We start from the raw sequence: 24648 nt of genomic DNA on the forward strand, positions 1-24648 counted from the left end.
GGACCGCGGGCCGGTCGCGCGTGTCGCGACCGGCCCTTCGCGCGGGCGTGGCCGGCCTCTTGCGCGCCTTCGGTGGAGCACGGATGATGCCAGTGGGCCGGAAGATTCCGTGTCCGAGGGGACCGGGGCTCCGTTGCCGACGGGAAGGAGCGGACCGCTACCCGGAAGCCGAGCAGCACTGAGGAGTTCCTCATGTCGCAGCAGTCCGCCCCGCAGCTACAGTCCGGAGGGCCTCGGCGGCCCGATCTGAGCATAGGCAGTACGGGGACGACGCCGTACGAGGACTATGTCCACGCGGATGTGCTGACCCATCTTCAGGATCCGTTGTCCGATGATCCGGGCGAGATGGCGTTCTTGGTGACGACCCAGGTGATGGAGCTGTGGTTCACGGTCGTCGTGCACGAGTGGCACACCGCCGCGCAGGCGTTGCGCGGGGACGACGTGCCGGTGGCGATGGAGGCTCTGGTGCGTTCGACGCATGAGCTGGAGGCGCTGAACGCGGCGTGGAAGCCGCTGGCGCGGTTGACGCCCGCGCAGTTCAACGCGTTCCGGGGGGCGCTGGGGGAGGGGTCGGGTTTCCAGTCCGCGATGTACCGGCGGCTGGAGTTCCTGTTGGGGGAGAAGTCCGCTTCGATGCTCGTGCCGCACCGGGGCGCGCCGCGTGAGTACGCGGAGTTGGAGAAGGCGTTGCAGGAGCCGAGCCTGTGGGACGAGGTGCTGCGGCTGCTGGCGCGCCGGGGGTATGCGATTCCGCACGAGGTGCTGGAGCGTGACGTGACGGCGCGGTACGAGCCGGACGCGCGGGTCGAGGCCGTGTGGGCCGAGGTGTACGCGGGGCCGCGGGGCGGCGAACTGGTGCGGCTCGGTGAGGCGTTGACGGATGTGGCCGAGCTGGTGTGGCGCTGGCGGAACGATCATTTGGTGGCGACGCGGCGGGCGATGGGGGCCAAGATGGGCACCGGTGGTTCGGCGGGTGTGGCCTGGTTGGAGAAACGGGCCAGCAAGAACGTTTTTCCGGAGCTGTGGACGGCCCGCAGCCATGTTTGAGGAGCGGGCCGCCGCGCTGGACGAACAGGACGGGCTCGCCCACATGAGGCGGCAGTTCGTGCTGGACGACGCCGTGTACCTGGACGGGAATTCGCTGGGCGCGCTGACCCGCCAGGTCCCCGGCCGGGTCGCCGAGGTCATCGGCCGCGAGTGGGGCGAGCTGCGTATCCGGTCCTGGACGGAGTCGGGCTGGTGGACCGCGCCGGAGCGCGTCGGCGACCGGATCGCCCCGCTCCTGGGCGCGGCGCCGGGGCAGGTGGTGGTCGGCGACTCGACCAGCGTCAATGTGTTCAAGGCGGTGGTCGGCGCCGTACGGATGGCGGGCGAGGGCCGGGACGAGATCCTGGTCGACGAGGCGACGTTCCCGGCCGACGGGTACATCGCGGAGTCCGCTGCCCGGATGACGGGGTGCACCCTGCGCGCCCTGCCGCCCGCCCGTATCCCCGGCGAGGCCGGGCCCCGTACCGCGCTCGCGCTGGTCAACCACGTCGACTACCGGACCGGCCGGCTCAACGACCTGCCCGGCATCACCGCGGCGCTGCACGCGGCCGGGGCGCTGGCGGTCTGGGACCTGTGCCACAGCGCGGGCGCGCTGCCGGTCCGCCTGGACGCACACGGCGTGGACCTCGCGGTCGGCTGTACGTACAAGTACCTCAACGGCGGGCCGGGCGCGCCCGCGTACCTGTATGTGCGCGAGGAACTCCAGGCGCGTTTCGACTCGCCGCTGCCCGGCTGGAATTCGCACGCCGTGCCGTTCGGCATGGACGCCGCGTACGCACCGGCCGACGGCATCACCCGCGGCCGTGTCGGCACCCCGGACATCCTGTCGATGCTCGCGCTGGAGGCGGCCCTGGAGGTGTGGGACGGCGTCCGTATCGAGGCCGTACGGGCCAAGAGCCTGGCGCTCGGCGACTTCTTCCTGGAGTGCGTGAGCGCCTGCGTACCGGAGGGGAGGGTCCGCTGTGTCACCCCGGCCGAGCACCGGCTGCGCGGCAGCCAGGTCGCGCTGGCGTGCGCGGACGCGGGGAAGGTGATGACGGAGCTGATCCAGCGCGGCGTGATCGGCGACTTCCGCCACCCCGACGTGCTGCGCTTCGGCTTCACACCGCTCTACACCTCCTTCACGGACGTGGCGCGCGCCGCGCGGGTGCTGGGCGAGGTCGTGGGGTGAGCCCTCCGGGTGCCGCGGACGAGGAGGAGGCACTGCTCGGTCTCGCTCCCGTGGCTCCCGACGCGACGTCGGCGTACGGGCCGCATCCGGACCAGGTGATCGACCTGTACGGGCCGCGGGGCGGCGGGCCGGTGGTCCTGGTGCTGCACGGCGGGTTCTGGCGCGCGGCGTACGACCGTACGCACCTGTCGCCGTTCGCCGCCGAGCTGGCCCGGCACGGGTTGCCGGTCGCCCTCGCCGAGTACCGCAGGGTGGGCGCGGGCGGGGGCTGGCCGCAGACGTACGAGGACGTGGTGGACGCGGTGGCCGCCGTGGGGCGCCCCGCGGTGGTCGTGGGGCACTCGGCGGGCGGGCACCTCGCGCTGCTCCTGGCGGATCGCCGCGGCCCGGACGCGCCGCGGCGGATCGTCGCCGTGGCGCCCGTCGCCGACCTGGCGCGCGGCCACGAGCTGGGGCTGAGCGGCGGCGCTGTGGCACAGTTCGTCGGCGCCGGGCCCGGGTGGGCGGACCGGCTGGCCGCGGCGGACCCGGTGCGGCGGCTGCCGGGTACGGTGCCCGTGACGCTGGTGCACGGCACCGAGGACGCCGACGTGCCCGTCGGACTCTCCCGGCGCTACGTACGGCAGGCGCGGGCGGCGGGCGGCACGGGGCCGGCACCGGAGCTGCGGGAGCTGGCCGGCGTGGGGCACTACGCGCCGTTCGTCCCCGGCACCGACGCCTTCCGCGTCCTCCTGGACACCCTGGGTAGTACTTGAGGAGGACGCCCGCAGATCCGCTCAGGAGGGGACGACCGCGGGCCGTTCCCTGCTTACCGTGGTGTGCGTGAACCAGAAGACCCACTCGCAGCGCGACGACCTGCGCTCGGAAGCCCGACTCGTCCGTGGCGTGCTGCACCGGCTGCGCCAGGACCTGATCGTGGACGCCTTCGCCTTCCGCCCGATGCTGCCCTTGGACGACGCGGGCGTGTCCGGGTGGTCGTGGGTCCCCCAGCGACTGCGCCGCCATGTGCGCTGGGCACCGCACGTCGTGCTCGCGGCCGTCGCGACCATCGTGTTCCTCGGGACCACCAGTGTGATGGCCCGCGACAGCGCGATGGCCTTCCTCTTCTCGTCGGTCTTCAGCTTCCTGCTCGCCGCGCCGATCGCGCTGACGCTGTTCCGCCCGGTCGGCGCGTTCTGGCTGTCGGGCGGGGCGGTCGGCTTCGCGATGCTGGCGTACGCCGTCACCGGGACCGGGTCGGCCGGGTACGAGATCGGCTTCATCACCCACACCGTGGTGATGGTCCTGGTCGTGCTCCGCACCCGGCCCCGGCTGGCCGCCGAGATGTGGCTGACCACCATGGCCGCGGCCGCCGTGCTGGTGCTGCTGGTGCCCCGGGCGCTCTCGCACGTGGCGCCGTTCGCGGTGCTGGCGGTGTTCGTGCTGGTTCCCGCCGCCGCCATCCGCGCCTGGCGCGAGGAGCGGAAGAACGTCGTCGAGACGCGGACCGCCACCGCCGAGGAGCGCTCCCGGCGCACGCTGCTGGAGGAGCGCGCCCTGATCGCCCGCGAGCTGCACGACGTGGTCGCGCACCACATGTCCGTCATCGCCATCCAGGCGGAGGCCGCCCCGTACCGGGTCAAGGACACGCCGCCCGAGCTGGCCACCTCCTTCGCGACCATCCGGGAGAACGCGGTGGCGGCACTGACCGAGCTGCGCCGCATCCTCGGCGTCGTACGGTCCGAGGACCCGGACGCCTTCGCCGACTCCGACCCCGAGGCGCCGCAGCCGACGCTGGCCAGCCTCGACGCGCTGCTGGAGAGCGTGCGCGGCGCGGGACTGGTCGTCGAGGCCGTGGTCACCGGCTCGCCGCGGCCGCTGCCGCAGGGTGTCGAGCTGTCCGCGTACCGCATCGTCCAGGAGGCGCTGAGCAACACGCTGCGGCACGCGCCGGGCGCCGAGGCGCGGGTGGAGATCTCGTACGTGCTCGGCGGGCTCGGGTTGCGTATCGTCAACGGCAAGGCGAGCCGCCTGGCCAGACCGTCACCGGGGGCCGGACACGGCGTACTGGGCATGCGGGAGCGGGTGCAGATGCTGGGCGGGGAGATGACGGCGGACCACACCGAGGAGGGCGGGTTCGAGGTCGCGGCGTTCATCCCGGTCTCGGCGGCGCAGGGCACGGCGGGGGAGAAGACGGCATGATCCGGGTACTGATCGTGGACGACCAGGTCATGGTCCGCGAGGGCTTCTCCGTGCTGATGGGCGCGATGCCCGACATCGAGGTCGTCGGCGAGGCCGTGGACGGCCGGCAGGCGGTGGCCAAGGTCGCCGAGCTGCGCCCCGACGTGGTGCTGATGGACATCCGGATGCCCGAGATGAACGGGCTGGAGGCGACCCGCGAGATCGTCGCCGCCGACGCGGACGCCAAGGTGCTGGTGCTGACCACCTTCGACCTGGACGAGTACGTCTACCAGGCGCTGCGGGCCGGCGCGAGCGGCTTCCTGCTCAAGGACGCCTCGGCGGGCCAGCTCGCGGAGGGGGTACGGATCGTGGCGGGCGGCGAGGCTCTGCTCGCACCGACCGTCACCAAGCGGCTGATCTCGGAGTTCTCCAAGCTGGACGCGCCGCGGGCGCCCACGCAGGAACGCGTCGGCGACCTCACCGAACGGGAGACGGAGGTGCTGGTCCTGGTGGCCCAGGGGCTGTCCAACGGTGAGATCGCCGAGCATCTGGTCGTGGCCGAGTCGACGGTGAAGACGCACGTCAGCCGGATTCTGGTGAAGCTGGGACTGCGCGACCGCACACAGGCGGCGGTCTTCGCCTACGAGGCCCGGCTGGTGACGCCGGGCGGGTGAGCGGCCCCGGCCGGGGCCGCCGGATCACAGCCGGGCGATGTCCGGCTTGGCCCGCAGCAGGGTGTCGCGGGTGATCACCACGATCTTCTCGTAGTCGGCGCGGCTCGCGTCGTCGGGCAGCTTTCCGTCCAGGTCGGCTGTCATGTCCGTCCCGATGACGGCGAAGCGCCCGTCGCTGAGTTCGAAGAGGTCGGGACAACTCCCGTTTCCCATACTGCCGCGCTCTTGAGGAGTGGCGCCCAACCGTCGAGTGATATCAAGTGCTGTCACCGGGGCAGGAATACCCTGAAAGGGCGCGGCAGCGGGGGACGACTTGCGGAAGCGTTTCGTTTCGATGGTTACCGGTCACCTGGCGAGCGTTTTACGGCTCGTTGTGTCGGCCTTCGATCAGACGTAGGTTCGGCATGTGGGTGCTTGTCTGATTCATCGCTTTGTCGACGAGGGCGGCGAAGCGCCGTTCGTGCGAAGCCGCGTCGATCTCGTCGCGCATGGAACGCGCGGCTTCCCAATAGCCGCGGAAAGCCGGTGACCTGACGATGTACCGCAGATGGCCCAGGCTTTCGCGGTCGTCCAGCATATCCAGCTTGTGCGCGAGCATGGAATGGCAGTAGATCAGGTTGGCGTACAGGTACTGGCGGTTCTCCTTCGGCGGGAGTCCCGGGGTGAATTCGGGCCAGACCTCGGCCAGATCGGGGTCCGCGATACTCATCTTGAGCAGTTCCATGTGCAGGCGCCGCAGGTCGGCCTCGGCGCTGCGGTGCAGCTCGGCCGCCGAGCGGCGCAGTTCGTCCCGCTGCAGCTCCAGTTCGGTCCGTTGCAGCCGCATCTCGGCGCGCTGCAGTTCCAGTTCCTGACGTTGCAGCGAGGTCTCGTCACGCTGCAGACGCAGCGTCCTCGCCATGTAGAAGAGCACCAGTACGGCCGTGGAAGAAGCCGCGGCGCCATAGGCCTGGCCCGCGTTCCCACTCCCCGGGGTACGCAGTCCGGGCACCATCGTCATGACCAGGCTGAGCAGAATGCAAGCTGCCCCGGCCGCCAGTACGACACCCAGATTCTGCAGAACCCATATCGCCCTGCGGTGTTCCCTTTGGTTCACGGATACCTCCGCCCGCCCTTAGGCGTGAAACGGCGGCGTGCCGGCCTTTCTGCGCCGTCATCGCCGCTCGCGGAGGTTCTGCCCGGTTCGGAACGCGCAAAACCGTGTCGTATGCCAGGGGAATGGCCGAGCGGGGGCGGAATCCCTCACTCACGCTCCGTTGGTATTCCGGGGACGCTTGTGGAGCAGGGGTGGCGGCGAGAGGTCTCTACCAGTTGGAGTGGGTAAGGAGCGCGCGGGGCGGTACGGCGTACGCCCCCGGACGCGCGGCGCTCCCGGCGAACGTCGTTCCCGGCAGGACGAAAAGCGCGGCACCGGAGTCCGCTACGGCTCCGGTGCCGCACGTACGAGGGGCCGGCCGGCGGTCAGCCGATGTCGCGGCGGCGCAGCGCGACCAGGCCCGCCGCCACGAGCACCGCCGTCAGGCCGAGCAGCCACAGGAACGGCGCCGCCGTGGCCTCGCCGCCCGGCAGCTTCGGGAGGTGGCTGAACGGCGACAGGTTCATCGCCCACTGGGGGAGCCGGACCGCCGGGCCCAGCCAGCCGATGCCGAGGCAGCCGCCGACCACGGCCCAGGTGCCGGCCACCGCCTTGGGCAGTGCGCCGACGAGGAGGACCGCGAGGCCGGTGAGCGCCCAGACCGCCGGGACCTGGGCCAGCGCGGCGCCCACCGCGGGGCCGAGCCGGCCGCCGACGTCGCCGACGGTCAGGCCGTACGTGAAGCCGAGGCCCAGCCCGCCCAGGAGGAGGATGAGGGCGGTGCCGAGGAAGGCGACGGCCAGGTGGCCAGCGGCCCAGCGCAGCCGGCCGACGGCGCCCGCCAGCACGGGGTCGGCGCGGTCGCCGGTCTCCTCGCCGCGCAGCCGGAGCACCGCGCCCGCCGCGTAGACGGCCGCGACCATGCCGAGCATGCCGGTCAGGGCGGATGTGAACGCGTCGGTCAGGCCCTGCTGCCCGCCCATCCGCCGGAAGATCTCGCGGGTCTGCTCGTTGCCGCTGACCAGGTCGGACGCGCCGTCGGTGATGCCGCCGAAGACGGCGCCGGCGGCGAGGAAGCCGATCGACCAGCCGAGCAGGGTGGTCCGCTGGAGACGCCAGGCCAGGCCGGTGGGGCCGTTCAGGGAGGCGGGCGCGCGGGCCGGTCCAGGGCGGGCGGGCAGGAAGCTCATGCCGAGGTCGCGGCGGGCGGTGAGGGAGTACGCGGCGCCGACCGTGACGGCCGTACCGGCGAGGAAGAGCAGGGTCACCCACCAGCGCTCGCCGGCGAACGCGCGCAGGTTCTCGGCCCAGCCGACGGGGGAGATCCAGGTCAGCGGGGAGGAGGCGTCCTCGGTCGCGGCGTCGCCCGCGGCCCGCAGGACGAAGGCCGCGCCCAGTACGGCGCCGGCCAGGCCCTTGGCGGCCCGTGCGCTCTCGGTGAGCTGGGCGGTGACCGCCGCCAGGCCCGCGAAGACCAGGCCGGTGCCGCCGACGGCGAGGCCGAGGGCGAGCGAACCGCCGGGCGGTTGGCCGGCCTTGGCGAGTCCCGCGGTGATCAGCAGGGCCAGCGCGGCGTTGGCGACGAGGGCGGCGAGCAGGGCGGCGGTGAGCGGTGCCCGACGGCCGACCATGGCCGCGGAAAGCAGCTCCTGACGCCCCGACTCCTCCTCTTCGCGGGTGTGGCGTACGACGATGAGCAGGCTCATCACGCCGGCCAGCAGCGCCGCGAAGCCGCCGATGCGCCAGGCGGTCAGGCCGCCCAGGGTGTCGCTGAACACCGGCCCGTAGATGGCGCGCAGTGAGCCGTTGGCGGTCATCGAATTCGCGACGTCCGCGCGCTTGGCGGGGGTGTCGTAAAGCTTTTCCAGGGTGGTGCTCATGCTGACGACGGTCAGGCCGAGCAGTACCACCCAGGCCGGGATCATCAACCGGTCCCGGCGCAGGGCGAGGCGCAGCAGGGTGCCGGTGCCGGCCAGGTCGCGGGTGCCGCCGCTGCAGGTGGCGGCGGGGAGGGTGGCGGCGGTCATCGCAGGGGCGCCTTTTCAGGAGCGGTCGTGGAGGCCGGGGTCTGGGTGCTGTGCACGCCTTCCTGGTAGTGGCGCAGGAACAGCTCTTCCAGTGTGGGCGGCGTACTCGTCAGGCTGCGTATGCCGGACTGGCTGAGCGAGCGCAGCACCGCGTCCAGCTTGTCGGTGTCCACCTGGAGCCGGACCCGGTGTCCCTGGATGTCGAGGTCGTGCACGCCGGGGAGGTGCGAGAGCCCGTTGGGCGCCCCGGCCAGTTCGGCGGTCACGCTGGTCCGGGTGAGGTGCCGCAGGTCGGCGAGCGACCCGGATTCGACGGTGCGGCCCTTGCGGATGATGCTGACGCGGTCGCACAGCGCCTCGACCTCGGACAGTACGTGGCTGGAGAGCAGCACCGTGCGGCCGCGGTCGCGCTCTTGCGCGACGCAGTCCTGGAAGACCTCCTCCATCAGGGGGTCGAGCCCCGAGGTCGGCTCGTCGAGGATGAGCAGGTCCACGTCGGAGGCGAACGCGGCGACCAGCGCGACCTTCTGCCGGTTGCCCTTGGAGTACGTACGGCCCTTCTTGGTGGGGTCCAGCTCGAAGCGCTCCAGGAGGTCCGCCCTGCGGGCCTGGTCGAGGCCGCCGCGCAGCCGCCCGTAGAGGTCGATGACCTCGCCGCCGGAGAGGTTGCGCCAGAGCGTGACGTCGCCGGGGACGTACGCGATACGGCGGTGCAGGGCGACGGCGTCGCGCCACGGGTCCCTGCCCATCAGCTGCGCGGCACCCCCATCGCCGCGCAGCAGGCCGAGCAGGACGCGGATGGTCGTGGACTTGCCCGCCCCGTTGGGTCCCAGGAACCCGTGCACCTCGCCGGCCTCGACGTCGAGGTCGAGACCGTCCAACGCCTGGGTCCGGCCGAAGGCCTTGCGGAGGCCGGACACCGAGATTGCCTTCTTCATATTTTTGAACGTACGCTTCTTTCACAAAATTGTGAAGTTAAGGAAGCGTATAAAGTTGGGGCCGGACGCCGGGCCGGGGGAGCAGGGGAGAGGATGAGACGGTGAACGAGCAGGCAGAGCGGCACCAGGGCGAGGACACCGGACGCGACGAGGAAGCCGTCTCCCGGTTCGTGGAGCGCTTCGCGGCGGAGCTGACCGAGGCGGGCATGCAGCGGATGGCCGCCCGGGTCTTCGCGGCGCTGCTCGCCTCCGACTCCGGCGCCCTCACCTCTGCCGAACTGTCCGAACGGCTCCGGATCAGCCCCGCCGCGGTCTCCGGCGCGATCCGCTACCTGGTGCAGGTCAACATGGTCCGCAGGGAGCGCGAGCCGGGCACCCGCCGCGACCGCTACCGGCTCTTCAACGAGCTCTGGTACGAGACCCTGGGCCGCCGCGACCACATGCTGACGCGCTGGGAAGACGTGCTGCGAGAGGGCGCGAAGTCGCTGGGCCCGGACACCCCGGCCGGTGCCAGGGTCGCCGAGACCGTCGCCTTCTTCGAGTTCATGCAGGACGAGCTGGCCCGGATGCTGGACCGCTGGCGCGAGCACCGGGACAAGCAGCTGCGCGGCGAGGGCTGAGGGCCCCTCCGCCGGGTGCCGCCGCCGCGTCAGTCGTGCGGCAGCGTCAGCCGCCACGCGTCCGGGTGCACCGTCCACGTACGGGTCCTGACCGGCCCGCCGACCACCACGTCCGCCCGGTAGCGGAAGTCCGTGCCCGACACGGTCACCGCCCGCGCGCGGGCCCGTACCGGCGGCTCGGCCTCCTGCCAGTGGACCACCACCTCGGCCAGCCCGGTGCCGTCGTCACCGTCGCCGGGCGTCACCGAGACCCACCGCACCGGCCGGTCCAGGTCGGCCAGCACCACGCCGTCCGCCTCGACCCGCAGCCGGTGGCCCGCCGTACGGGAGCACCGTCCGCCGTGCGCGCCGGCCGCGGCCGCCAGCCGTGACAGTGCCGTACGGGCCTTGCGGACGAGCGGCGCCCACCAGGCGGCCCGGTGGCCCGCCCGGATGTCGGCCCCGGGGCCGGCCCCCGGCACCGCCTCGTACGCGGCCTCGTCCCCGCCCTCGCGCTGCCGCGGCAGGCGCCGCCCGCACGGGATGTCCAGGCCGCCCAGCACGATGCCGTCGCTGTCGTCCGTGAGCAGGTCAAGGCTGTGCTCCGTGCCGTCCAGGACCGCGCGCGCGGCGGCGACGGCGTCCGTCGGCACGCCCAGCGCGCGGGACAGGGCGACCGCGCCCGGCGCGCCCACCGGCACCACCGCGAGAGCCACCTGCGCCAGATCGCGCTCCTTGTGCAGCAGCGCCACGGCACGCAGCAGCGCCCGGTCGTCGCCGATCACCACGGGGCGGCGATGGCCGCGGCGGGCGAGCGCCCGCGCGTACTCCTCAGGGCCGTCCGGAAGGCAGATTTTCGCGGCCGCGCCCGCACACAGGACGTCCTTGGCGATGCGGACGGACTCCCCGTCCGTACTGCGGGCGACCGGGTCGATGACCACGAGCAGGGGGTGTCCCCGGACCCCGTCCGGAGGGCAGTGCCCAGAAGGCTGCGCCGACACCTCGGTCCTTCCTCAGGTAGCATCTCGGTGCAAGAGCCCCTTGCGCTATTGCGCCAGGGGCTTCGTCTATTCCGGGGCACCGGTTCGACGGCTCTAGCGAGGACGTACGCATGCATCCGCATGAATACGGCCTCACGCACGTTGGACATGCCCCGCCCGGAAGGGGTGTACGCCTGTGCCCGCACTTGTGCTGCTCGGTGCTCAGTGGGGTGATGAGGGCAAGGGAAAGGCCACCGATCTGCTCGGTGGGTCCGTCGACTATGTAGTGCGCTACCAGGGCGGCAACAACGCCGGTCACACGGTTGTCGTAGGCGACCAGAAGTACGCGCTGCATCTTCTCCCTTCCGGAATCCTCTCGCCGGGGTGTACCCCGGTCATCGGCAACGGTGTCGTCGTCGACCCGGCGGTCCTGCTCTCCGAGCTGAGCGGACTCAACGAGCGCGGCGTCGACACGTCCAAGCTGCTGATCAGCGGTAACGCGCACCTGATCACGCCGTACAACATCACGGTCGACAAGGTCACGGAACGTTTCCTCGGCAAGCGGAAGATCGGTACGACCGGCCGCGGCATCGGCCCGACCTACGCCGACAAGATCAACCGCACCGGCATCCGCGTCCAGGACCTCTTCGACGAGTCGATCCTGCACCAGAAGGTCGAGGCGGCCCTCGACTTCAAGAACCAGGTGCTGGCCAAGCTCTACAACCACCGCGCGGTGGTCGCCGAGCAGGTCGTCGAGGAGATGCTCAGCTACGCGGACCAGATCAAGGGGTACGTGGCCGATACCACCCTCCTGCTGAACAACGCGATCGACGACGGCAAGGTCGTCCTCTTCGAGGGCGGCCAGGGCACGCTGCTCGACGTGGACCACGGCACGTACCCGTTCGTCACCTCCTCCAACCCGACCGCGGGCGGCGCCTGCACCGGCGCGGGGGTCGGCCCCACGAAGATCAACCGGGTCATCGGCATCCTCAAGGCCTACACGACCCGCGTCGGCGCCGGGCCGTTCCCGACCGAGCTGTTCGACGCGGACGGCGAGGCGCTGCGCACCATCGGCGGCGAGCGCGGTGTGACCACCGGCCGCGACCGGCGCTGCGGCTGGTTCGACGCGGTCATCGCCCGCTACGCGACGCGCGTCAACGGCCTGACCGACTTCTTCCTCACCAAGCTGGACGTGCTCACCGGCTGGGAGCAGATCCCGGTCTGCGTCGCGTACGAGATCGACGGCAAGCGCGTCGAGGAACTGCCCTACAGCCAGACCGACTTCCACCACGCGAAGCCGATCTACGAGACCCTGCCGGGCTGGTCCGAGGACATCACCAAGGCCAAGACCTTCGCCGAGCTGCCGAAGAACGCGCAGGCGTACGTCAAGGCCCTGGAGGAGATGTCCGGCGCCCCGATCTCCGCGATCGGCGTGGGCCCGGGCCGCGACGAGACGATCGAGATCAACTCGTTCCTGGACTGACACCGTCCGCCGCGGCAGCGGTGACAGGGATACGGAAGCCGCGCACCTCTCCGGTTCGGAGCGGTGCGCGGCTTCCGCGTTCTCGCAGGCCGGCGGGGACTCAGCCCTTCTTCGCGTACGTCAGCGCCGGCTTGCCGTCGTCGCGGACCCGGCGCAGCTTGCCGTCCGGCTGGACGCGCAGCGTGCTGGGGCCGCCCGCGCTGCAACTGGTCGCCGGGCCCGCCACCACGGTGGTCGGGCCGAGGCGCAGCGGCGGGCCGGGGTTCATGAGCATGGCCTTGAACTCGCAGCGGTAGGCGGTGTCCCGCATCTCCATCGACAGGACCGTGTCGCCGACCGCGCCCTGGGTGAGGGTGAGGCGGCTGGTCCCCGTCTTGCCGAGCTTCGTCTCCCAGACCCCGAGGAATTTCTTCGGGATGACGCCGGGCTCCTTGCCGGCCTGGCCGATCTGCCCGTCCGTCGAGGCGGCGGCGACACCGCCGTCGGCCTGTGCGGGCGTCCTGCCCTCGTCGCCCTGCCCGGCGACGAGGTACGCGGTGGCCGCGCCCGCGGTGGCGAGGACGAGACCGAGGGCGGCGGCCAGGGTGGTGGTGCGGGTGCGGCCCTTGCGGCGGCGCCCGTGCGTGGTGGTGTGGGTGGCGGAGGACTGCGGTGGCGGGGTGGGGGCGCCGCCGGCCGGCGGGGGCGTCGAGGCGTGGGCCGCCGCGTACGGGGGCGGAGGCGCCGGTCCCGGGGCGGGCGCCGGGGCCGGCGTGGGCGTCTGTTCCCACGCGGCGCCCGAGCCCGTCCAGGAACGGCCCGAGTTCTCCCAGGAGGCGGCGCCCGGCTCCTCCCACGCGCCGTTGGGGTTCTCCGCGTCCAGCAGCCCGACCGCGTGCCGCCCCAGCTCGGCTATCAGGGCGCCGGGCAGCCAGGGCTCGGCCCCGTCGTCGTCGGACGCCGTGTACGCGATCAGCTGCTCCGGCGTCGGGCGCTGCGCCGGATCCTTGGCCAGGCAGGCGGCGACCAGGCTGTGCAGCCCGTACGGCAGCCCCGCCAGGTCGGGGTCCTCCTGGGCGATGCGGTACATCAGCGCGTGCACACCGCTGTCGGACGTGCCGAACGGCAGCCGCCCGGTGGCCGCGTACATCAGCACCGAACCGAGGCAGAACACGTCGCTCGCCGGGGTGACCGGCCGGCCGCGCACCTGCTCGGGCGACATGAAGCCGGGCGAGCCGACCGCCTGGTTGGTGCGGGTGAGCCCGCCGCCGACGGTGACCGCCTCCATCGCCCGCGCGATGCCGAAGTCGATGACCTTGGGGCCGTCGATGGTGAGCAGGATGTTGGAGGGCTTGAGGTCGCGGTGGACGATGCCGGCGGCGTGGATGCTGCGCAGCGCGCCCGCCAGCCCGGCGGCGAGGATGCGCACGGAGCGTTCGGGCAGCGGCGTACGGCCCTCGGAGATCACCTGCCGGAGCGAGGGCCCCGCGATGTAGCCGGTGGCGACCCAGGGCGTCTCGGCCTCGGTGTCGGCGTCCAGGACGGGCGCGGTCCACTCGCCGCCGACCCGCAGCGCGGCCCGCACCTCCTGCCGGAAGCGGGCCCGGAAGTCGTTCTGGTCCGACAGCTCGGTCTTGACCAGTTTGACGGCGACCGTGCGGCCGCGGTCGGAGCGGGCGAGGTAGACCCGGCCCATGCCGCCCTCGCCCAGCCGTCCGAGCAGCCGGTAGGCACCGATCCGCTGCGGGTCCTGGGGGCCGAGCTGCCCGAGGCCGCGCTCTGCGCGCTCATTCACGTTCCGCTTGCCCTTTCACCTGGTTCGCCCTGCTCCCGGACGTGCCCTGCGGGGACGGTGCCGCAGGCGCGAACGTATCGGACGACGCCGCCGGGGCCGTTCCGGTTCCCCGGTGCCCTACCGGCCGTGGTCGAGCGGTGTGTCGGTGCGGCCGGGCGGGCCTGGGCGGGCAGTCGACGGTCGGCAGGACGCGGGCGTGCAGCACGCGGGGTGGATTCCGTAGCCGAGGTTATCGAGCGCCCGCGGCAGCGTCTCCACCGCCTCCGGGACGGCCTGGAAGTTCCCGTTTCCGCCCGGTTGTCCGGGCGGGGCGGTGGTCTCCGCGCGCGTTAACCCGCGAGGAGGGGTGGGGTTAACCCGCCCGTTCCTAGCGTCTGACGCGTACCGACCAGCGACCGACAGGAGACGCGCCATGCAGACGCCGGGGCAGCTCGCCGTCCATCTGATGCTCGACCTCGCCGCGGTGAGCGTGCTGACCTTCGCCATCTACCACCCCCGCCACCGGCGCCGCGACCTGGTGCCCGCCTACCTCGCCCTGAACGTCGCGCTCTTCGCGGTCGTCTCGGCGCTCGCCCAGGTCGGCGAGGGCGGAACGGCCCTCGGATTCGGCCTGTTCGGGGTGCTGTCGATCATCCGGCTGCGCTCCGACTCGATCCAGCACGAGGAGGTCGCGTACTACTTCACGACCCTCGTCCTCGGGCTGCTGTGCGCCCTGCCGCACCTGGACTTCGGCATCGCCGCGGCGCTCGCCGCACTGCTGCTCCTGGTCATGTACGGCGCCGACCACCCGCGTCTGATGGCCCGCACCCGCCGCGCCGTCGTCACCCTCGACGCCGTGCACGCCGACCCGCGAGCGCTCCGCGAGGACCTGGCGCGCCGTCTCGGCGAGCCCTTCGACTGGACGGTCAAAGAGGTGGACTACGTCCGCGACCTGATGGTGGTGGACGTCCGCTTCCGGCTTCCGGAACCTTCCGTACGGCCCACTCGTACGACATCACAAGGCGCACACCGCAGCCGGACCCGCACGATCGCCCGATCCGACGACCGCCCGCAGTCCCGTCCCCTTTCCGAGGAGAGCGTGTGATCCCCGCCGTACGGGCCATCGCCCGGGCCGCCATGGCCGCGCGCCCCGTCACCCTGTCCGAGCTCCAGGCCCGCGCGGAGCTGATGGCCCGCATCGACCACAGTTACCTCGTGCCGGTCGGCGTCTTCGCCGACTTCGCGGCCGGACTGACCGATCCGCGCAGGCCGGGCGGCCCGTTCCGGGCGCTGTGCATCAACGGCCGCCGCTGGTTCGCCTACCACTCCGTCTACTACGACACCCCCGGGCTGCGGACCTTCCACGACCACCGGCAGGGCCGCCGGTACCGCTTCAAGATCCGCGAGCGGGTGTACGAGGACTCCGGTGAGCGGCAGTTCGAGATCAAGCTCAAGGGGCGGCGCGGCGAGACGGTCAAGCGGCGGCAGCCGCTGCTGCCCGGCGAGGCGACGCTCGGACGCGGCCCGCGCGGCTTCCTGGCGTCCGTCCTGCACGGCACGTACGGCATCGCGGCCCCCGAGGACCTGGTGCCGTCGCTGGTGACCGACTACCGGCGGGCCACGTTCGTCGCGGACGGCCAGCGCATCACCTGCGACGCCGGACTGGTCTGCCGGGACGCGGGGACCGGCCACAGCGTGCGGGCCGACGGCGGCCTGGTCCTGGTCGAGACGAAGACCGCGGTGACCGGCCACCTGACGGAGGCGGACCGGCTGCTGCACGCCCACGGGCTGCGCGCCGCCGAGTTCACCAAGTACTGCGGCGCGATGGCGGCGCTGCGCCCCGGCCTGACCGCCAATCAGTGGCGGCGGTCGGTCCGTACGGCGTTCCCGCGTTCGGCGGCGTAGAACCGACCGGGCCCTCTTCTTACGGGCGGGCCGGGCCGAAGCGCGCCGTGACGCGGGCGCCCCCGGCGGCGGCCGCCCCCCACTCCAGCGAACCGCCCGACTCCTCCGCCGCCCGGCGGACGATGTCCAGGCCCAGGCCCGTCGAGCCGCCGCCGCTGTTGCCGCGCGCCGGGACGTGCCCCTCGGGGAAACCGGGGCCGTCGTCCTCGACGGTGAGCCGGCCACCGCCGCCGTCCTCGGCGGCGACCGTCAGACGCATGCCGGCGCCGTCCGGAGTGTGGTCGAAGACGTTGCCGATGAGGGCGTCGACGGCAGCGGCCAGGGCGGCCGGGTCGGCCCGTACGGCCACCGGCCCCCCTGGCGCCTCACAGGCCAGCTCCCGGCCCTGGTCCTCCGCCAGCGGGCGCCAGAACGCCGCGCGTTCGCGGGCGGCGGCGACCAGGTCGGCGCACGGCGGACGGGCACCGGCGGCACGTCGCGCACCCTCGTCCGCCACGGTGCGCCCGGCCTCCCGCAGCGGCTTGCGCGCCGTACGGATGACCTCGTCGACGCTGCGCTCCAGCGCCGCCACGTCCGCCGCGATCCGCTCCGCCTCCGCCGGGTCGCGCAGCCCCTCCGCGTCCAGGCGCAGCGCGGCGACGGGGGTGCGCAGCCGGTGCGCGAGGTCGGCCGCGTTCTCCCGCTCGGCGGCCAGGAACCCGTCGATGCGGTCCGCGAGGTGGTTCAGCTCGCGGGCCACCAGCCGCAGTTCGGGCGGACCCGACGGCTCGGCGCGGGCGGTCAGGTCACCGGCGGCCAGCCGGTCGGCGGCCCGCGACAGGCGGCGCGCGGAGCCGACGAGGCGGGCGCCGAGCCGGTCGGCGACCAGCAGCCCGAGCAGGACCAGCGCCGCGCCGATCCCGGCGATCTCCAGCGACGAGGCCAGCGTGCCCGCGTACAACTGGCCCTCCGACAGGGCGACGAGGACGACGGCGGTGCCGCCCGCCACGCCCTGGACCGGCACCAGGACGGTGCGGCCCCCCGCCGGCGGCTCGTACGTGAACGCCCGGCCGTAGCGCGCCAGCCGGACCGCGTCGGTGACGGGCGTGGCGGGCCCGAGGACGGCGCCGTCGGCGAGCACGACGGAAGTACGGGGAAGGCCGGGGCCGTTGGCGGAGCCGACGATGCCCGCGGCGGCCCGGCGCGCGTCCGGGCCGCCGTCCCGCGAGCCGGCCAGCGCCTGGCCGACGCCGGTGGCCAGCGAGTGGGCGCGCGAGGTGGCGTCGGCGGTGGCCCGGTCGGCGGCGTGGCTGCGGGTGAGCAGGGCGAGCGGGACCAGCAGGGCGGCGAGCACCAGCGCGGTGGTCGCGGCGGTGAGCAGGAGCAGGCTGCGGCGCACGGGTCAGGGCGTGCCGGGCGGTACGGGGGCGGCGGGGCCCCCGTGGTCACCGGCAGCCGCGTCCGGCCCTTCGGGCGCCGCCAGCTTCACGCCCACCGTACGGACCGTGTGCAGGTACCGCGGCCGCTGTGCCGTCTCGCCCAGCTTCCGCCGCAGCCACGACAGGTGGACGTCCACCGTCTTGTCCGCGCCGCCCAGCGGCTGCTGCCACACCTCCGCCAGCAGCTCCCGGCGCGAGATCACCTGCCCCGCCCGCCGGGCGAGGTACGCCAGCAGGTCGAACTCGCGCGGGGTCAGGTCCAGCGGCGCGCCGTCCAGGGACACGTCCCGCGCCGCCGCGTCCACCAGCAGGCCGCCGACCCGCAGCGCGGGCTCCGGCTCGGCCGTACCGAGGCGGCGCAGCACCGCCTTGACGCGCGCGTCCAGCTGGGCCGCCCCGAACGGCTTGACGAGGTAGTCGTCGGCGCCGTCCCCGAGGACCGCGACCATGTCCGGCTCCTCGTCCCGCGCGGTGGCCACGATGACCGGGACGTCGCTGACCGCGCGCAGCATCCGCAGCACCTGCGCGCCGTCCACGTCCGGCAGCCCGAGGTCCAGCACGACGAGGTCGGGCCGGTCCGTCACGGCGGCGTCCAGGCCGGACATGCCGGTCGCGGCGGTGGCCACGGCGTGGCCGCGGTCCCGCAGCGCGCGTACGAGCGCGCCGCGCAGCTGGGGGTCGTCCTCGACGACGAGGAGGTGGGACATGCCGTCACCGTAACCAGGCGCGGCGGTGGCACGGGAGACGGCCGGGAGGGTTTGTCCGCGCCTTAACCGGACGTTAGGAAAGGGTGCGGAAGGGTGGGCCGCGACGGCGGCGGAAAGGGGCGGCGCGATGGCGTGGCGCAGTGTGGCGGCGACGGCGGCCTGGGTGTGTGCGGTGGCGGCGGCGGGCGGGCTCGGCGCCTGGTCGCTGGCGAGCGCCGACACCGGGGGCCGCAACGCGCGGGCGGTCCCGCTGGACGACGGGGCCGTACGGCAGAAGCTGGCCGCGGCCCGGTCCGCCTCCCCGGCTCCCGTCCCACCGGCCCCCGCCGCACCGTCGCCGAAACCTTCCGGCACGGCCGCGACGAGCCCGCCACCCGGTTCCCCGCCCGGCGCCCCGGCACGTCCCGTGGGCGGCGGAACGGTCCGCCTGGCCGGAGGCAGCGCCACCGCCGACTGCCGCGCCGACGGCCGGATCTACCTGACGGTCTGGAGCCCGGCCACGGGCTACCGCGCGGACGACGTACGGCGGGGACCGGCCGCCACCGTGGCGATCGAGTTCGAGCCCCTCGACGACGCCGCCGGCGACGACCACGCGTACACGCTCCGCTGCACCGCCGACGGCCGCCCCACGGCCGCCGCCGCACCGGACGACGATGACGACTAGGCGGGAAACGATGCAGGGACCCGGGCCCCGGCCTGCCTGGAGATTCCTACAGCCCCACCGACAGTCTGTAAGCGGCCGAAGTGCGTGCCATACACAGTGTCGGTACCAACCGGTGTGTCCCGGTCCCTAGGCTGACGGCGTCCGCCGTTCCGTGTCCCCGGGCGGGCCCGAGCGATCCGAGGTAGTGACCGTGACCACGACGCATCCCGACCCGGCAGCCGGCGCGGCGGTCAAGGCCGCCGACCGCGCGCACGTCTTCCACTCCTGGTCCGCGCAGGGCCTGATCGACCCGCTGGCGGTCGCCGGCGCCGAGGGCTCGTACTTCTGGGACTACGACGGCAACCGCTACCTCGACTTCTCCTCCCAGCTGGTCAACACCAACATCGGCCACCAGCACCCGAAGGTCGTCGCCGCGATCCAGGAGCAGGCCGGCAAGCTGTGCACCATCGCGCCCGGTTTCGCCGTGGACGTCCGCTCCGAGGCCGCCCGCCTGATCGCCGAGCGCACCCCCGGCGACCTCGACAAGATCTTCTTCACCAACGGCGGCGCGGAGGCCGTGGAGAACGCGGTCCGGATGGCCCGGCTGCACACCGGCCGGGCCAAGGTGCTGTCCACGTACCGCTCGTACCACGGCGCCACCGCCGCCGCGATCAACCTGACCGGCGACCCGCGCCGCTGGCCCTCCGACACCGCCTCGGCCGGTGTCGTGCACTTCTGGGGCCCGTTCGCCTACCGCTCGCCCTTCCACGCGGAGAACGAGGCCCAGGAGTGCGAGCGCGCCCTCGCGCACCTGGAGGACACGATCGCCTTCGAGGGGCCGCAGTCGGTCGCCGCGGTCATCCTGGAGACCGTCCCCGGCACCGCCGGGATCATGGTCCCGCCCCCGGGCTACCTGGCCGGCGTCCGCGAGATCTGCGACCGGCACGGCATCGTCTTCATCCTCGACGAGGTCATGGCGGGCTTCGGCCGTACGGGCCGCTGGTTCGCCGCCGACCACTTCGGCGTCACACCGGACCTGCTGACCTTCGCCAAGGGCGTCAACTCCGGCTACGTGCCGCTGGGCGGCGTCGCCCTCTCCGCCGAGATCGCCGCCACCTTCGACCAGCGCCCCTACCCGGGCGGCCTGACGTACTCGGGGCACCCACTGGCCTGCGCCTCCGCCGTCGCCACGATCAACGCGATGGCCGAGGAGAAGATCGTTGAGAACGCCGCGACGATCGGCGAGCAGGTCATCGGCCCGGAGCTGCGCGCCATCGCGGAGCGGCACCCGTCGGTCGGCGAGGTACGCGGCCTGGGCGTCTTCTGGGCGCTGGAGCTGGTCAAGGACAAGGCGACGCGCGAGCCGCTCGTCCCGTACAACGCGTCGGGCGCGGCCAACGCCCCCATGGCCGAGTTCGCGGCGGCCTGCAAGCGCGGCGGCCTGTGGCCCTTCGTGAACATGAACCGCACCCACGTCGTACCGGCCTGCACGATCACCGAGGCGGAGGCCAAGGAGGGCATGGCCGCCCTGGACGAGGCGCTGACGACGGCGGACGCCCACACCGTCTGAACCCGCCCGCGCCACCTGTACGCGGAGGCCCCCGGCGCCCGCCGGGGGCCTCCGCGGGCCCGGCGGTCCCGCGCCGTCCCAAGCACCACCGTCGCCCCGCCCGCAGCCCTCGCCTATCGTGAGGGCCAGGGCCGCTCTCCTCGTACGCGGTCACACGGACCAGCCGGCCCACGCGGCCGCCGAAGGAGACGGACACGATGCCCGCCGGCCCAGGCAGCGGAGTCATACGGCGCAACACGCTGCGCCAGCAGATCGCCGATGCCCTGCGCGACGAGGTGCTGGCCGGGCGGCTGCCCTGCGGACACCAGTTCACGGTCAAGGAGATCGCCGAGCAGTACGGGGTCTCCGCGACACCCGTGCGCGAGGCGCTGCTCGACCTGTGCGCCCAGGGCCTCCTGGACGTCGAACAGCACCGCGGTTTCCGTGTGCACGCGTTCACCGCCACCGACTACCGGGCCATGGTCGAGGCCCGCACGCTGATCATCGAAGGCATCTTCCGCACCCACACCGAGCGCGCGCTGAGCACCGCGCCCGCCGCGGTGCTGGTCTCGGTCAGACGCCGCGCAGAGGAGGCCGAACGGGCCGCTCGGGCGGGCGACTTGGACGTACTGATCGGGTACGACCTGCGTTTCTGGCGTGAACTGGGCAGCCTGGTGGGGAACCCGTACATCAGTGACTTCCTGGACCGGGTACGCGTACAGAGCTGGGTCTTCGCCGTGCCGCTGCTGCGGCGCGAGACCAGCCTGCGCGGCCGGCTGTGGCACGGCCACCGGGATTTGGTCGCCGCCGTCGTCCGGCACGACCTGCCGGAGGCGCAGCGGCTGGTGCGCGAGTACAACGAGCATTCCCTCGCCCTCGTCGGGGGACCCTCCTAGCACTACGCTGTCCCGACCCGACCCCCCACCCGACTGGAAGCGAGCCTTATCTCGTGGCATGTGACCTGTGGCTGGTCCCCCTTGTCGATGTGCTGTGCCACAGCCCCGACAACCCCTTTTCCGAAGAGATCGCGGCCTACGACAAGGCCCTCACGGAAGCGGGCCTGCCGCCCGTCCCCGTCTTCAGCTACATGCCGGGCCTCTCCGGGGACGTCGCCCCGGTCGCGGGCTTCGACTACGACGCGCTGCACTTCCTGCGCCGCGCGTACCTGCTGCGGATCTGCGGGCTGGAGGTGACGCCGGTGGACGAACTGGGCGGGGACTACGAGCAGTTGCTGGAGATGTTCGAGACCACGGCCCAGGAGTCGCACCTGGTGTGGCACTACGACCACGCCGGGGCGTACGTTCCGGTCGATTTCCCGCACCCGCTGGCCAACGACGAACTGCTGGAGGGCGGCGGACCGCTGGGGTCCGCGCACGGCCTGCTGCGTGATCTCGAACTGGTCGGGCCGTCCATCGGTATCGATCCGGCCAATCCGCCGGCCGCGCCGGAACCGCCGTCCCGGCCCACGACGCTGGAGGAACGGGTCGAGGGGCTGCCCCTCGACGACAGCCCGTACGCGCGGGAACGGCACGTATGGCTGGGGCTGCACGCCGCGGCGACGCGCAGCCTGGGCCAGGGCTCGATGATCGTCTTCAGCTGACAGCCGTACCGCCGCCGCCGGTTCCTCCGGACTCCCCTCTCGCTGTGCGGTGCCCGGTGTCCGGTATCCGGTACGTAGCCGGGCGCGTCAGGCGCGCGGTACGCCCGTCCGGCAGCACGCGCGCGGGCGTGCGCCTTACCGCGGCGGCTCCGGCGGTCGCTGCCGCGGCATGTTCGGGCGGGTGCCCGGCGGCAGGCTGATCCGGCCGGGCTGCGGCGCGGACTCCGGCCGCTGCCCCCACTGCGCCGACGCCCGGGCGGCCGGCGGCAGGGGACCGGACCGGAACTGAGCCATCCAGTCCGCCGTCTCGGCCCGTACGAGCTCCGCGATGTCCTCGTTGAACCGGCGCAGCACCCCGAGGCAGCGCTCCGCCGCCTCGCTGGCCGTGCCGTCCGTCGGGCCGAGGACCTCGCGCACGTTCTCCGAGGCCCACTCGAACTGGAGTGCGTCCAACCGGCGTTGCACCGCCTGCGCGGTCGCCACGTCCCGCATCCAGCCGGCCGTCACGCCGAAGAACCGGTCGCTGCCCACGCACACCGCCGCCACCAGCAGCGCCAGATACCCCCACTTCGCGCCCCCCGGAGCCGCCCCGGTCAGGTCGAGCAGCGGCACCAGGCCGCCCACCGCCACCCCGGCCGCGGCGCCCAGCCGCAGCCCGCGGGCCGCGCGCCGCTTGGCCACCCGGTCGCGCAGGTACCAGGAAGCGGCCTGCAGGGCCCCCTCCTCGACCCAGTGGTACAGCTCGTCGAGGCGCTCAGCCGGCTCCCCCCAGTCCCCGAGCGGGAAGGGGCGGCCCCCCAGGTCGCCGCGACCGCGGTCGCCCCCAGGCCCGCGCTCCTCCCGAGGGGGTCCCTCGGGCTGCATCTCCGGCTGACTCACCCGTGCACTCCCTCAAGCAGATACGTGCGATGCGCGCGGTACGTAACGAGACAACCGATGCGCACCCACCTTCCTACCGCCGAACGGTGGGCCTCGCCCCCAAGATCGCTTTATTTCCGCCCGGAAGTGGGGCGGACTCCGGTATAGGACCGTGCCGCTTCTCACTCGAAAGAGTTGCCCGGGTCCGGCCCGTACCGTTTTCGGCGCCTTTCGCCCGCCTCGCCCCTGCCGCGGCTCGGCCTCGTCCCCGCGCCCGGCCGGCCCATGGCCCGCCCGGGTCCCGCGTCTTGGGGTTCTGGCCGGCCGCCCTTGGGTAAGCCCCCACCGGGGGGACGAGGGTGTTCGACGGCCCTGGAGGCGGCCACCGCCCGGCCCGGCGCCGCGCCCCGGTCTGGCCCCGCGCCCGGCCCCGGCGCACGCTTCGGCCCGCGCCCCCCGCCCGATCCCTCCGGCCCCGCCCCACCTCAGCCTCAACCCCGCCCGCCCCGTCCCGCCCCCTCCCAGTCCCCAATTCCGCCCAGCAGGAACCCCGTACGGTCCGGACCATGCGGTCCCCGCGGGGGCGCCGCCGCCCGGGCGTGCCGCAGGCGACTAGGCTGCTCACGTGAAGGTCCTCGTCATCGGCGGCGGCGCCCGCGAACACGCCCTGTGCCGCTCACTGTCCCTCGACCCCGACGTCACCGCGCTGCACTGCGCCCCCGGCAACGCCGGCATCGCGGAAGTGGCCGAGCTGCACTCCGTCGATTCCGTCGACGGCGCGGCCGTGGCGGAGCTGGCGCGGCGCCTGGAAGCGGACCTGGTGGTCGTCGGCCCCGAGGCGCCGTTGGTCGCCGGGGTCGCCGACGCCGTCCGCGGGCACGGCATCCCGGTCTTCGGCCCGTCCGCGCGGGCGGCCGAGCTGGAGGGCTCCAAGGCGTTCGCCAAGGACGTGATGGCCGCCGCCGGTGTGCCGACGGCGCGCAGCTACCTGTGCACCACCCCGGAGGAGATCGACGCGGCGCTGGACGCGTTCGGCGCCCCGTACGTGGTCAAGGACGACGGACTGGCGGCCGGCAAGGGCGTCGTGGTCACCGAGGACGTCGCGGCTGCCCGTGCGCACGCGCTGGCCTGCGACCGCGTGGTCATCGAGGAGTTCCTCGACGGCCCGGAGGTCTCCCTGTTCGCGGTCACCGACGGCGAGACCGTCGTACCGCTCACCCCCGCCCAGGACTTCAAGCGCGCCCACGACGCCGACGAGGGCCCGAACACCGGCGGTATGGGCGCCTACAGCCCGCTGCCCTGGGCCGACCCCAAGCTGATCGACGAGGTGCAGCAGACCGTGCTGCAGCCCACCGTCGACGAGATGCGCCGCCGCGGCACGCCGTTCTCCGGGTTGCTGTACGCGGGCCTGGCGATCACCTCGCGCGGCGTGCGCGTCATCGAGTTCAACGCGCGCTTCGGCGACCCGGAGACGCAGGTCGTCCTCGCCCGGCTCCGCACCCCGCTCTCCGCGCTGCTGCACGCGGCGGCGACCGGCACGCTCGCCGCGCTGCCGCCGCTGCGCTGGAGCGACGACGCGGCGGTCACCGTCGTCGTCGCCGCGCACAACTACCCGGGCACGCCGCGCACCGGCGACCCGATCGGCGGGCTCACCGAGGTCGCCGAGCTGGACGCTCCCGGCGCGTACGTCCTGCACGCGGGGACGAAGAGGGACGCCGCCACCGGCGAGGTCGTCAGCGCGGGCGGCCGGGTGCTGTCCGTGACGGCCACCGGTGCCGACCTGGCCGCGGCCCGGGAGCGGGCCTACCGGGCGGCCGGCCGGATCACGCTGGACGGGTCGCACCACCGCACGGACATCGCGGCGCGGGCGGCCGGCCAGGGCTGAGCCGGCCGCCGTCCCGCGCCGGCCGGCGGGTACGAGCCGCGGTATCCGGCGGGCGAGCCGCGGTATTCGGCCGGTACGAGACTTCCTCCGGCTTTACCCAAAGCCATTCCATCGAGTGACCGCACCGCTATCCGGCTGACGGGGAGGCAACCCCCAACTAGGGTTCCCCGCAAGCG

General features: G+C 73.5%; 23 protein-coding genes. 14 read left to right on the top strand and 9 right to left on the bottom strand.

Translation table 11 applies throughout. From position 1 onward, the window contains the following. Window positions 1-192 precede the first annotated feature (192 nt). The 5 genes from ACH4K4_RS06895 to ACH4K4_RS06915 all read left to right on the top strand — a co-directional run bounded on the left by ACH4K4_RS06895 (window position 193) and on the right by ACH4K4_RS06915 (window position 5052). Window positions 193-1047, top strand: coding sequence for a tryptophan 2,3-dioxygenase family protein (locus ACH4K4_RS06895; protein ID WP_398165307.1), 855 nt, complete (start codon window positions 193-195; stop codon window positions 1045-1047). Next, entirely contained in the window at window positions 1040-2218 is a 1179-nt protein-coding gene (gene kynU, locus ACH4K4_RS06900; RefSeq protein WP_398165309.1) for a kynureninase, read from the top strand. Before ACH4K4_RS06895 ends, kynU begins: the two co-directional genes overlap by 8 nt. Then, window positions 2215-2973 (top strand): alpha/beta hydrolase family protein, encoded by a 759-nt coding sequence (locus ACH4K4_RS06905; RefSeq protein ID WP_398165310.1) that lies wholly within the window; start codon window positions 2215-2217, stop codon window positions 2971-2973. Before kynU ends, ACH4K4_RS06905 begins: the two co-directional genes overlap by 4 nt. Before the next feature lie 67 nt (window positions 2974-3040). Beyond that, complete coding sequence (locus tag ACH4K4_RS06910; protein ID WP_398165311.1) at window positions 3041-4399, top strand: sensor histidine kinase; 1359 nt, start codon at window positions 3041-3043, stop codon at window positions 4397-4399. Then, window positions 4396-5052 (top strand): response regulator, encoded by a 657-nt coding sequence (locus tag ACH4K4_RS06915; protein ID WP_398165313.1) that lies wholly within the window; start codon window positions 4396-4398, stop codon window positions 5050-5052. Before ACH4K4_RS06910 ends, ACH4K4_RS06915 begins: the two co-directional genes overlap by 4 nt. 24 nt (window positions 5053-5076) lie before the next feature. Here ACH4K4_RS06915 and ACH4K4_RS06920 read toward each other — a convergent pair whose 3' ends face one another. The 4 genes from ACH4K4_RS06920 to ACH4K4_RS06935 form a co-directional block, all read right to left on the bottom strand. Continuing rightward, entirely contained in the window at window positions 5077-5265 is a 189-nt protein-coding gene (locus ACH4K4_RS06920; protein ID WP_398165314.1) for a hypothetical protein, read from the bottom strand. Window positions 5266-5413: 148 nt separating this feature from the next. Further along, complete coding sequence (locus ACH4K4_RS06925) at window positions 5414-6148, bottom strand: DUF6082 family protein (protein ID WP_398165315.1); 735 nt, start codon at window positions 6146-6148, stop codon at window positions 5414-5416. Between the two features lie 365 nt (window positions 6149-6513). Beyond that, window positions 6514-8154, bottom strand: a complete 1641-nt coding sequence (locus ACH4K4_RS06930) for an ABC transporter permease (RefSeq protein ID WP_398165316.1) — start codon at window positions 8152-8154, stop codon at window positions 6514-6516. Next, window positions 8151-9092, bottom strand: coding sequence for an ATP-binding cassette domain-containing protein (locus ACH4K4_RS06935; RefSeq protein WP_398165317.1), 942 nt, complete (start codon window positions 9090-9092; stop codon window positions 8151-8153). The genes ACH4K4_RS06930 and ACH4K4_RS06935 overlap by 4 nt, the downstream gene beginning before the upstream one ends. Before the next feature lie 101 nt (window positions 9093-9193). Here ACH4K4_RS06935 and ACH4K4_RS06940 point away from each other — a divergent pair, with 101 nt between their 5' ends. Next, window positions 9194-9712, top strand: a complete 519-nt coding sequence (locus tag ACH4K4_RS06940) for a GbsR/MarR family transcriptional regulator (RefSeq protein ID WP_398165318.1) — start codon at window positions 9194-9196, stop codon at window positions 9710-9712. A 29-nt stretch (window positions 9713-9741) separates the two neighbouring features. On the opposite strand, the gene ACH4K4_RS06945 is transcribed toward ACH4K4_RS06940, so the two are convergent. Beyond that, complete coding sequence (locus ACH4K4_RS06945) at window positions 9742-10632, bottom strand: hypothetical protein (RefSeq protein ID WP_398165319.1); 891 nt, start codon at window positions 10630-10632, stop codon at window positions 9742-9744. Between the two features lie 235 nt (window positions 10633-10867). Between ACH4K4_RS06945 and ACH4K4_RS06950 the strand changes: the two genes are divergently transcribed. Next, window positions 10868-12154: an adenylosuccinate synthase gene (locus tag ACH4K4_RS06950; protein ID WP_360135931.1), complete on the top strand. Its 1287-nt coding sequence runs from the start codon at window positions 10868-10870 to the stop codon at window positions 12152-12154. A gap of 100 nt (window positions 12155-12254) precedes the next feature. Here the strand turns inward: ACH4K4_RS06950 and ACH4K4_RS06955 are convergent, their stop codons facing one another. Next, window positions 12255-13928, bottom strand: a complete 1674-nt coding sequence (locus ACH4K4_RS06955; protein WP_398165320.1) for a serine/threonine-protein kinase — start codon at window positions 13926-13928, stop codon at window positions 12255-12257. Between the two features lie 412 nt (window positions 13929-14340). Between ACH4K4_RS06955 and ACH4K4_RS06960 the strand changes: the two genes are divergently transcribed. Both ACH4K4_RS06960 and ACH4K4_RS06965 read left to right on the top strand, forming a co-directional pair. Beyond that, entirely contained in the window at window positions 14341-15012 is a 672-nt protein-coding gene (locus tag ACH4K4_RS06960; protein WP_398165321.1) for a DUF4956 domain-containing protein, read from the top strand. Continuing rightward, entirely contained in the window at window positions 15009-15812 is an 804-nt protein-coding gene (locus tag ACH4K4_RS06965; RefSeq protein WP_398165322.1) for a polyphosphate polymerase domain-containing protein, read from the top strand. The genes ACH4K4_RS06960 and ACH4K4_RS06965 overlap by 4 nt, the downstream gene beginning before the upstream one ends. Window positions 15813-15831: 19 nt before the next feature. On the opposite strand, the gene ACH4K4_RS06970 is transcribed toward ACH4K4_RS06965, so the two are convergent. Together ACH4K4_RS06970 and ACH4K4_RS06975 are read right to left on the bottom strand one after the other, a co-directional pair. Next, window positions 15832-17190 carry an ATP-binding protein gene (locus ACH4K4_RS06970; protein ID WP_398165323.1) on the bottom strand — a complete coding sequence of 453 codons (1359 nt, stop codon included), beginning with the start codon at window positions 17188-17190 and terminating at the stop codon, window positions 15832-15834. Between the two features lie 3 nt (window positions 17191-17193). Continuing rightward, window positions 17194-17937 carry a response regulator transcription factor gene (locus ACH4K4_RS06975; protein WP_398165324.1) on the bottom strand — a complete coding sequence of 248 codons (744 nt, stop codon included), beginning with the start codon at window positions 17935-17937 and terminating at the stop codon, window positions 17194-17196. A 127-nt stretch (window positions 17938-18064) separates the two neighbouring features. On the opposite strand from ACH4K4_RS06975, the gene ACH4K4_RS06980 reads away from it, so the two are divergent. The 4 genes from ACH4K4_RS06980 (at window position 18065) to ACH4K4_RS06995 (ending at window position 21729) form a co-directional block, all read left to right on the top strand. Continuing rightward, window positions 18065-18601, top strand: coding sequence for a hypothetical protein (locus tag ACH4K4_RS06980; protein ID WP_398165326.1), 537 nt, complete (start codon window positions 18065-18067; stop codon window positions 18599-18601). Between the two features lie 190 nt (window positions 18602-18791). Continuing rightward, the gene (locus tag ACH4K4_RS06985; protein ID WP_398165327.1) at window positions 18792-20150 is read left to right on the top strand and encodes an aspartate aminotransferase family protein; all 1359 of its coding nucleotides are present in this window, start codon (window positions 18792-18794) and stop codon (window positions 20148-20150) included. Window positions 20151-20347: 197 nt separating this feature from the next. Beyond that, window positions 20348-21025 carry a GntR family transcriptional regulator gene (locus ACH4K4_RS06990; RefSeq protein ID WP_398165329.1) on the top strand — a complete coding sequence of 226 codons (678 nt, stop codon included), beginning with the start codon at window positions 20348-20350 and terminating at the stop codon, window positions 21023-21025. Between the two features lie 53 nt (window positions 21026-21078). Then, window positions 21079-21729, top strand: a complete 651-nt coding sequence (locus ACH4K4_RS06995; RefSeq protein ID WP_398165330.1) for a hypothetical protein — start codon at window positions 21079-21081, stop codon at window positions 21727-21729. A gap of 135 nt (window positions 21730-21864) precedes the next feature. Here ACH4K4_RS06995 and ACH4K4_RS07000 read toward each other — a convergent pair whose 3' ends face one another. After that, window positions 21865-22608, bottom strand: coding sequence for an SLATT domain-containing protein (locus ACH4K4_RS07000; protein ID WP_398165331.1), 744 nt, complete (start codon window positions 22606-22608; stop codon window positions 21865-21867). A 604-nt stretch (window positions 22609-23212) separates the two neighbouring features. Between ACH4K4_RS07000 and purD the strand changes: the two genes are divergently transcribed. Further along, the gene (purD, locus tag ACH4K4_RS07005; RefSeq protein ID WP_398165333.1) at window positions 23213-24472 is read left to right on the top strand and encodes a phosphoribosylamine--glycine ligase; all 1260 of its coding nucleotides are present in this window, start codon (window positions 23213-23215) and stop codon (window positions 24470-24472) included. The last annotated feature ends 176 nt before the right edge of the window (window positions 24473-24648 follow it).

It is taken from the genome of Streptomyces sp. NPDC017529, from assembly GCF_044329785.1.
Classification (GTDB): Bacteria; Actinomycetota; Actinomycetes; order Streptomycetales; family Streptomycetaceae; genus Streptomyces.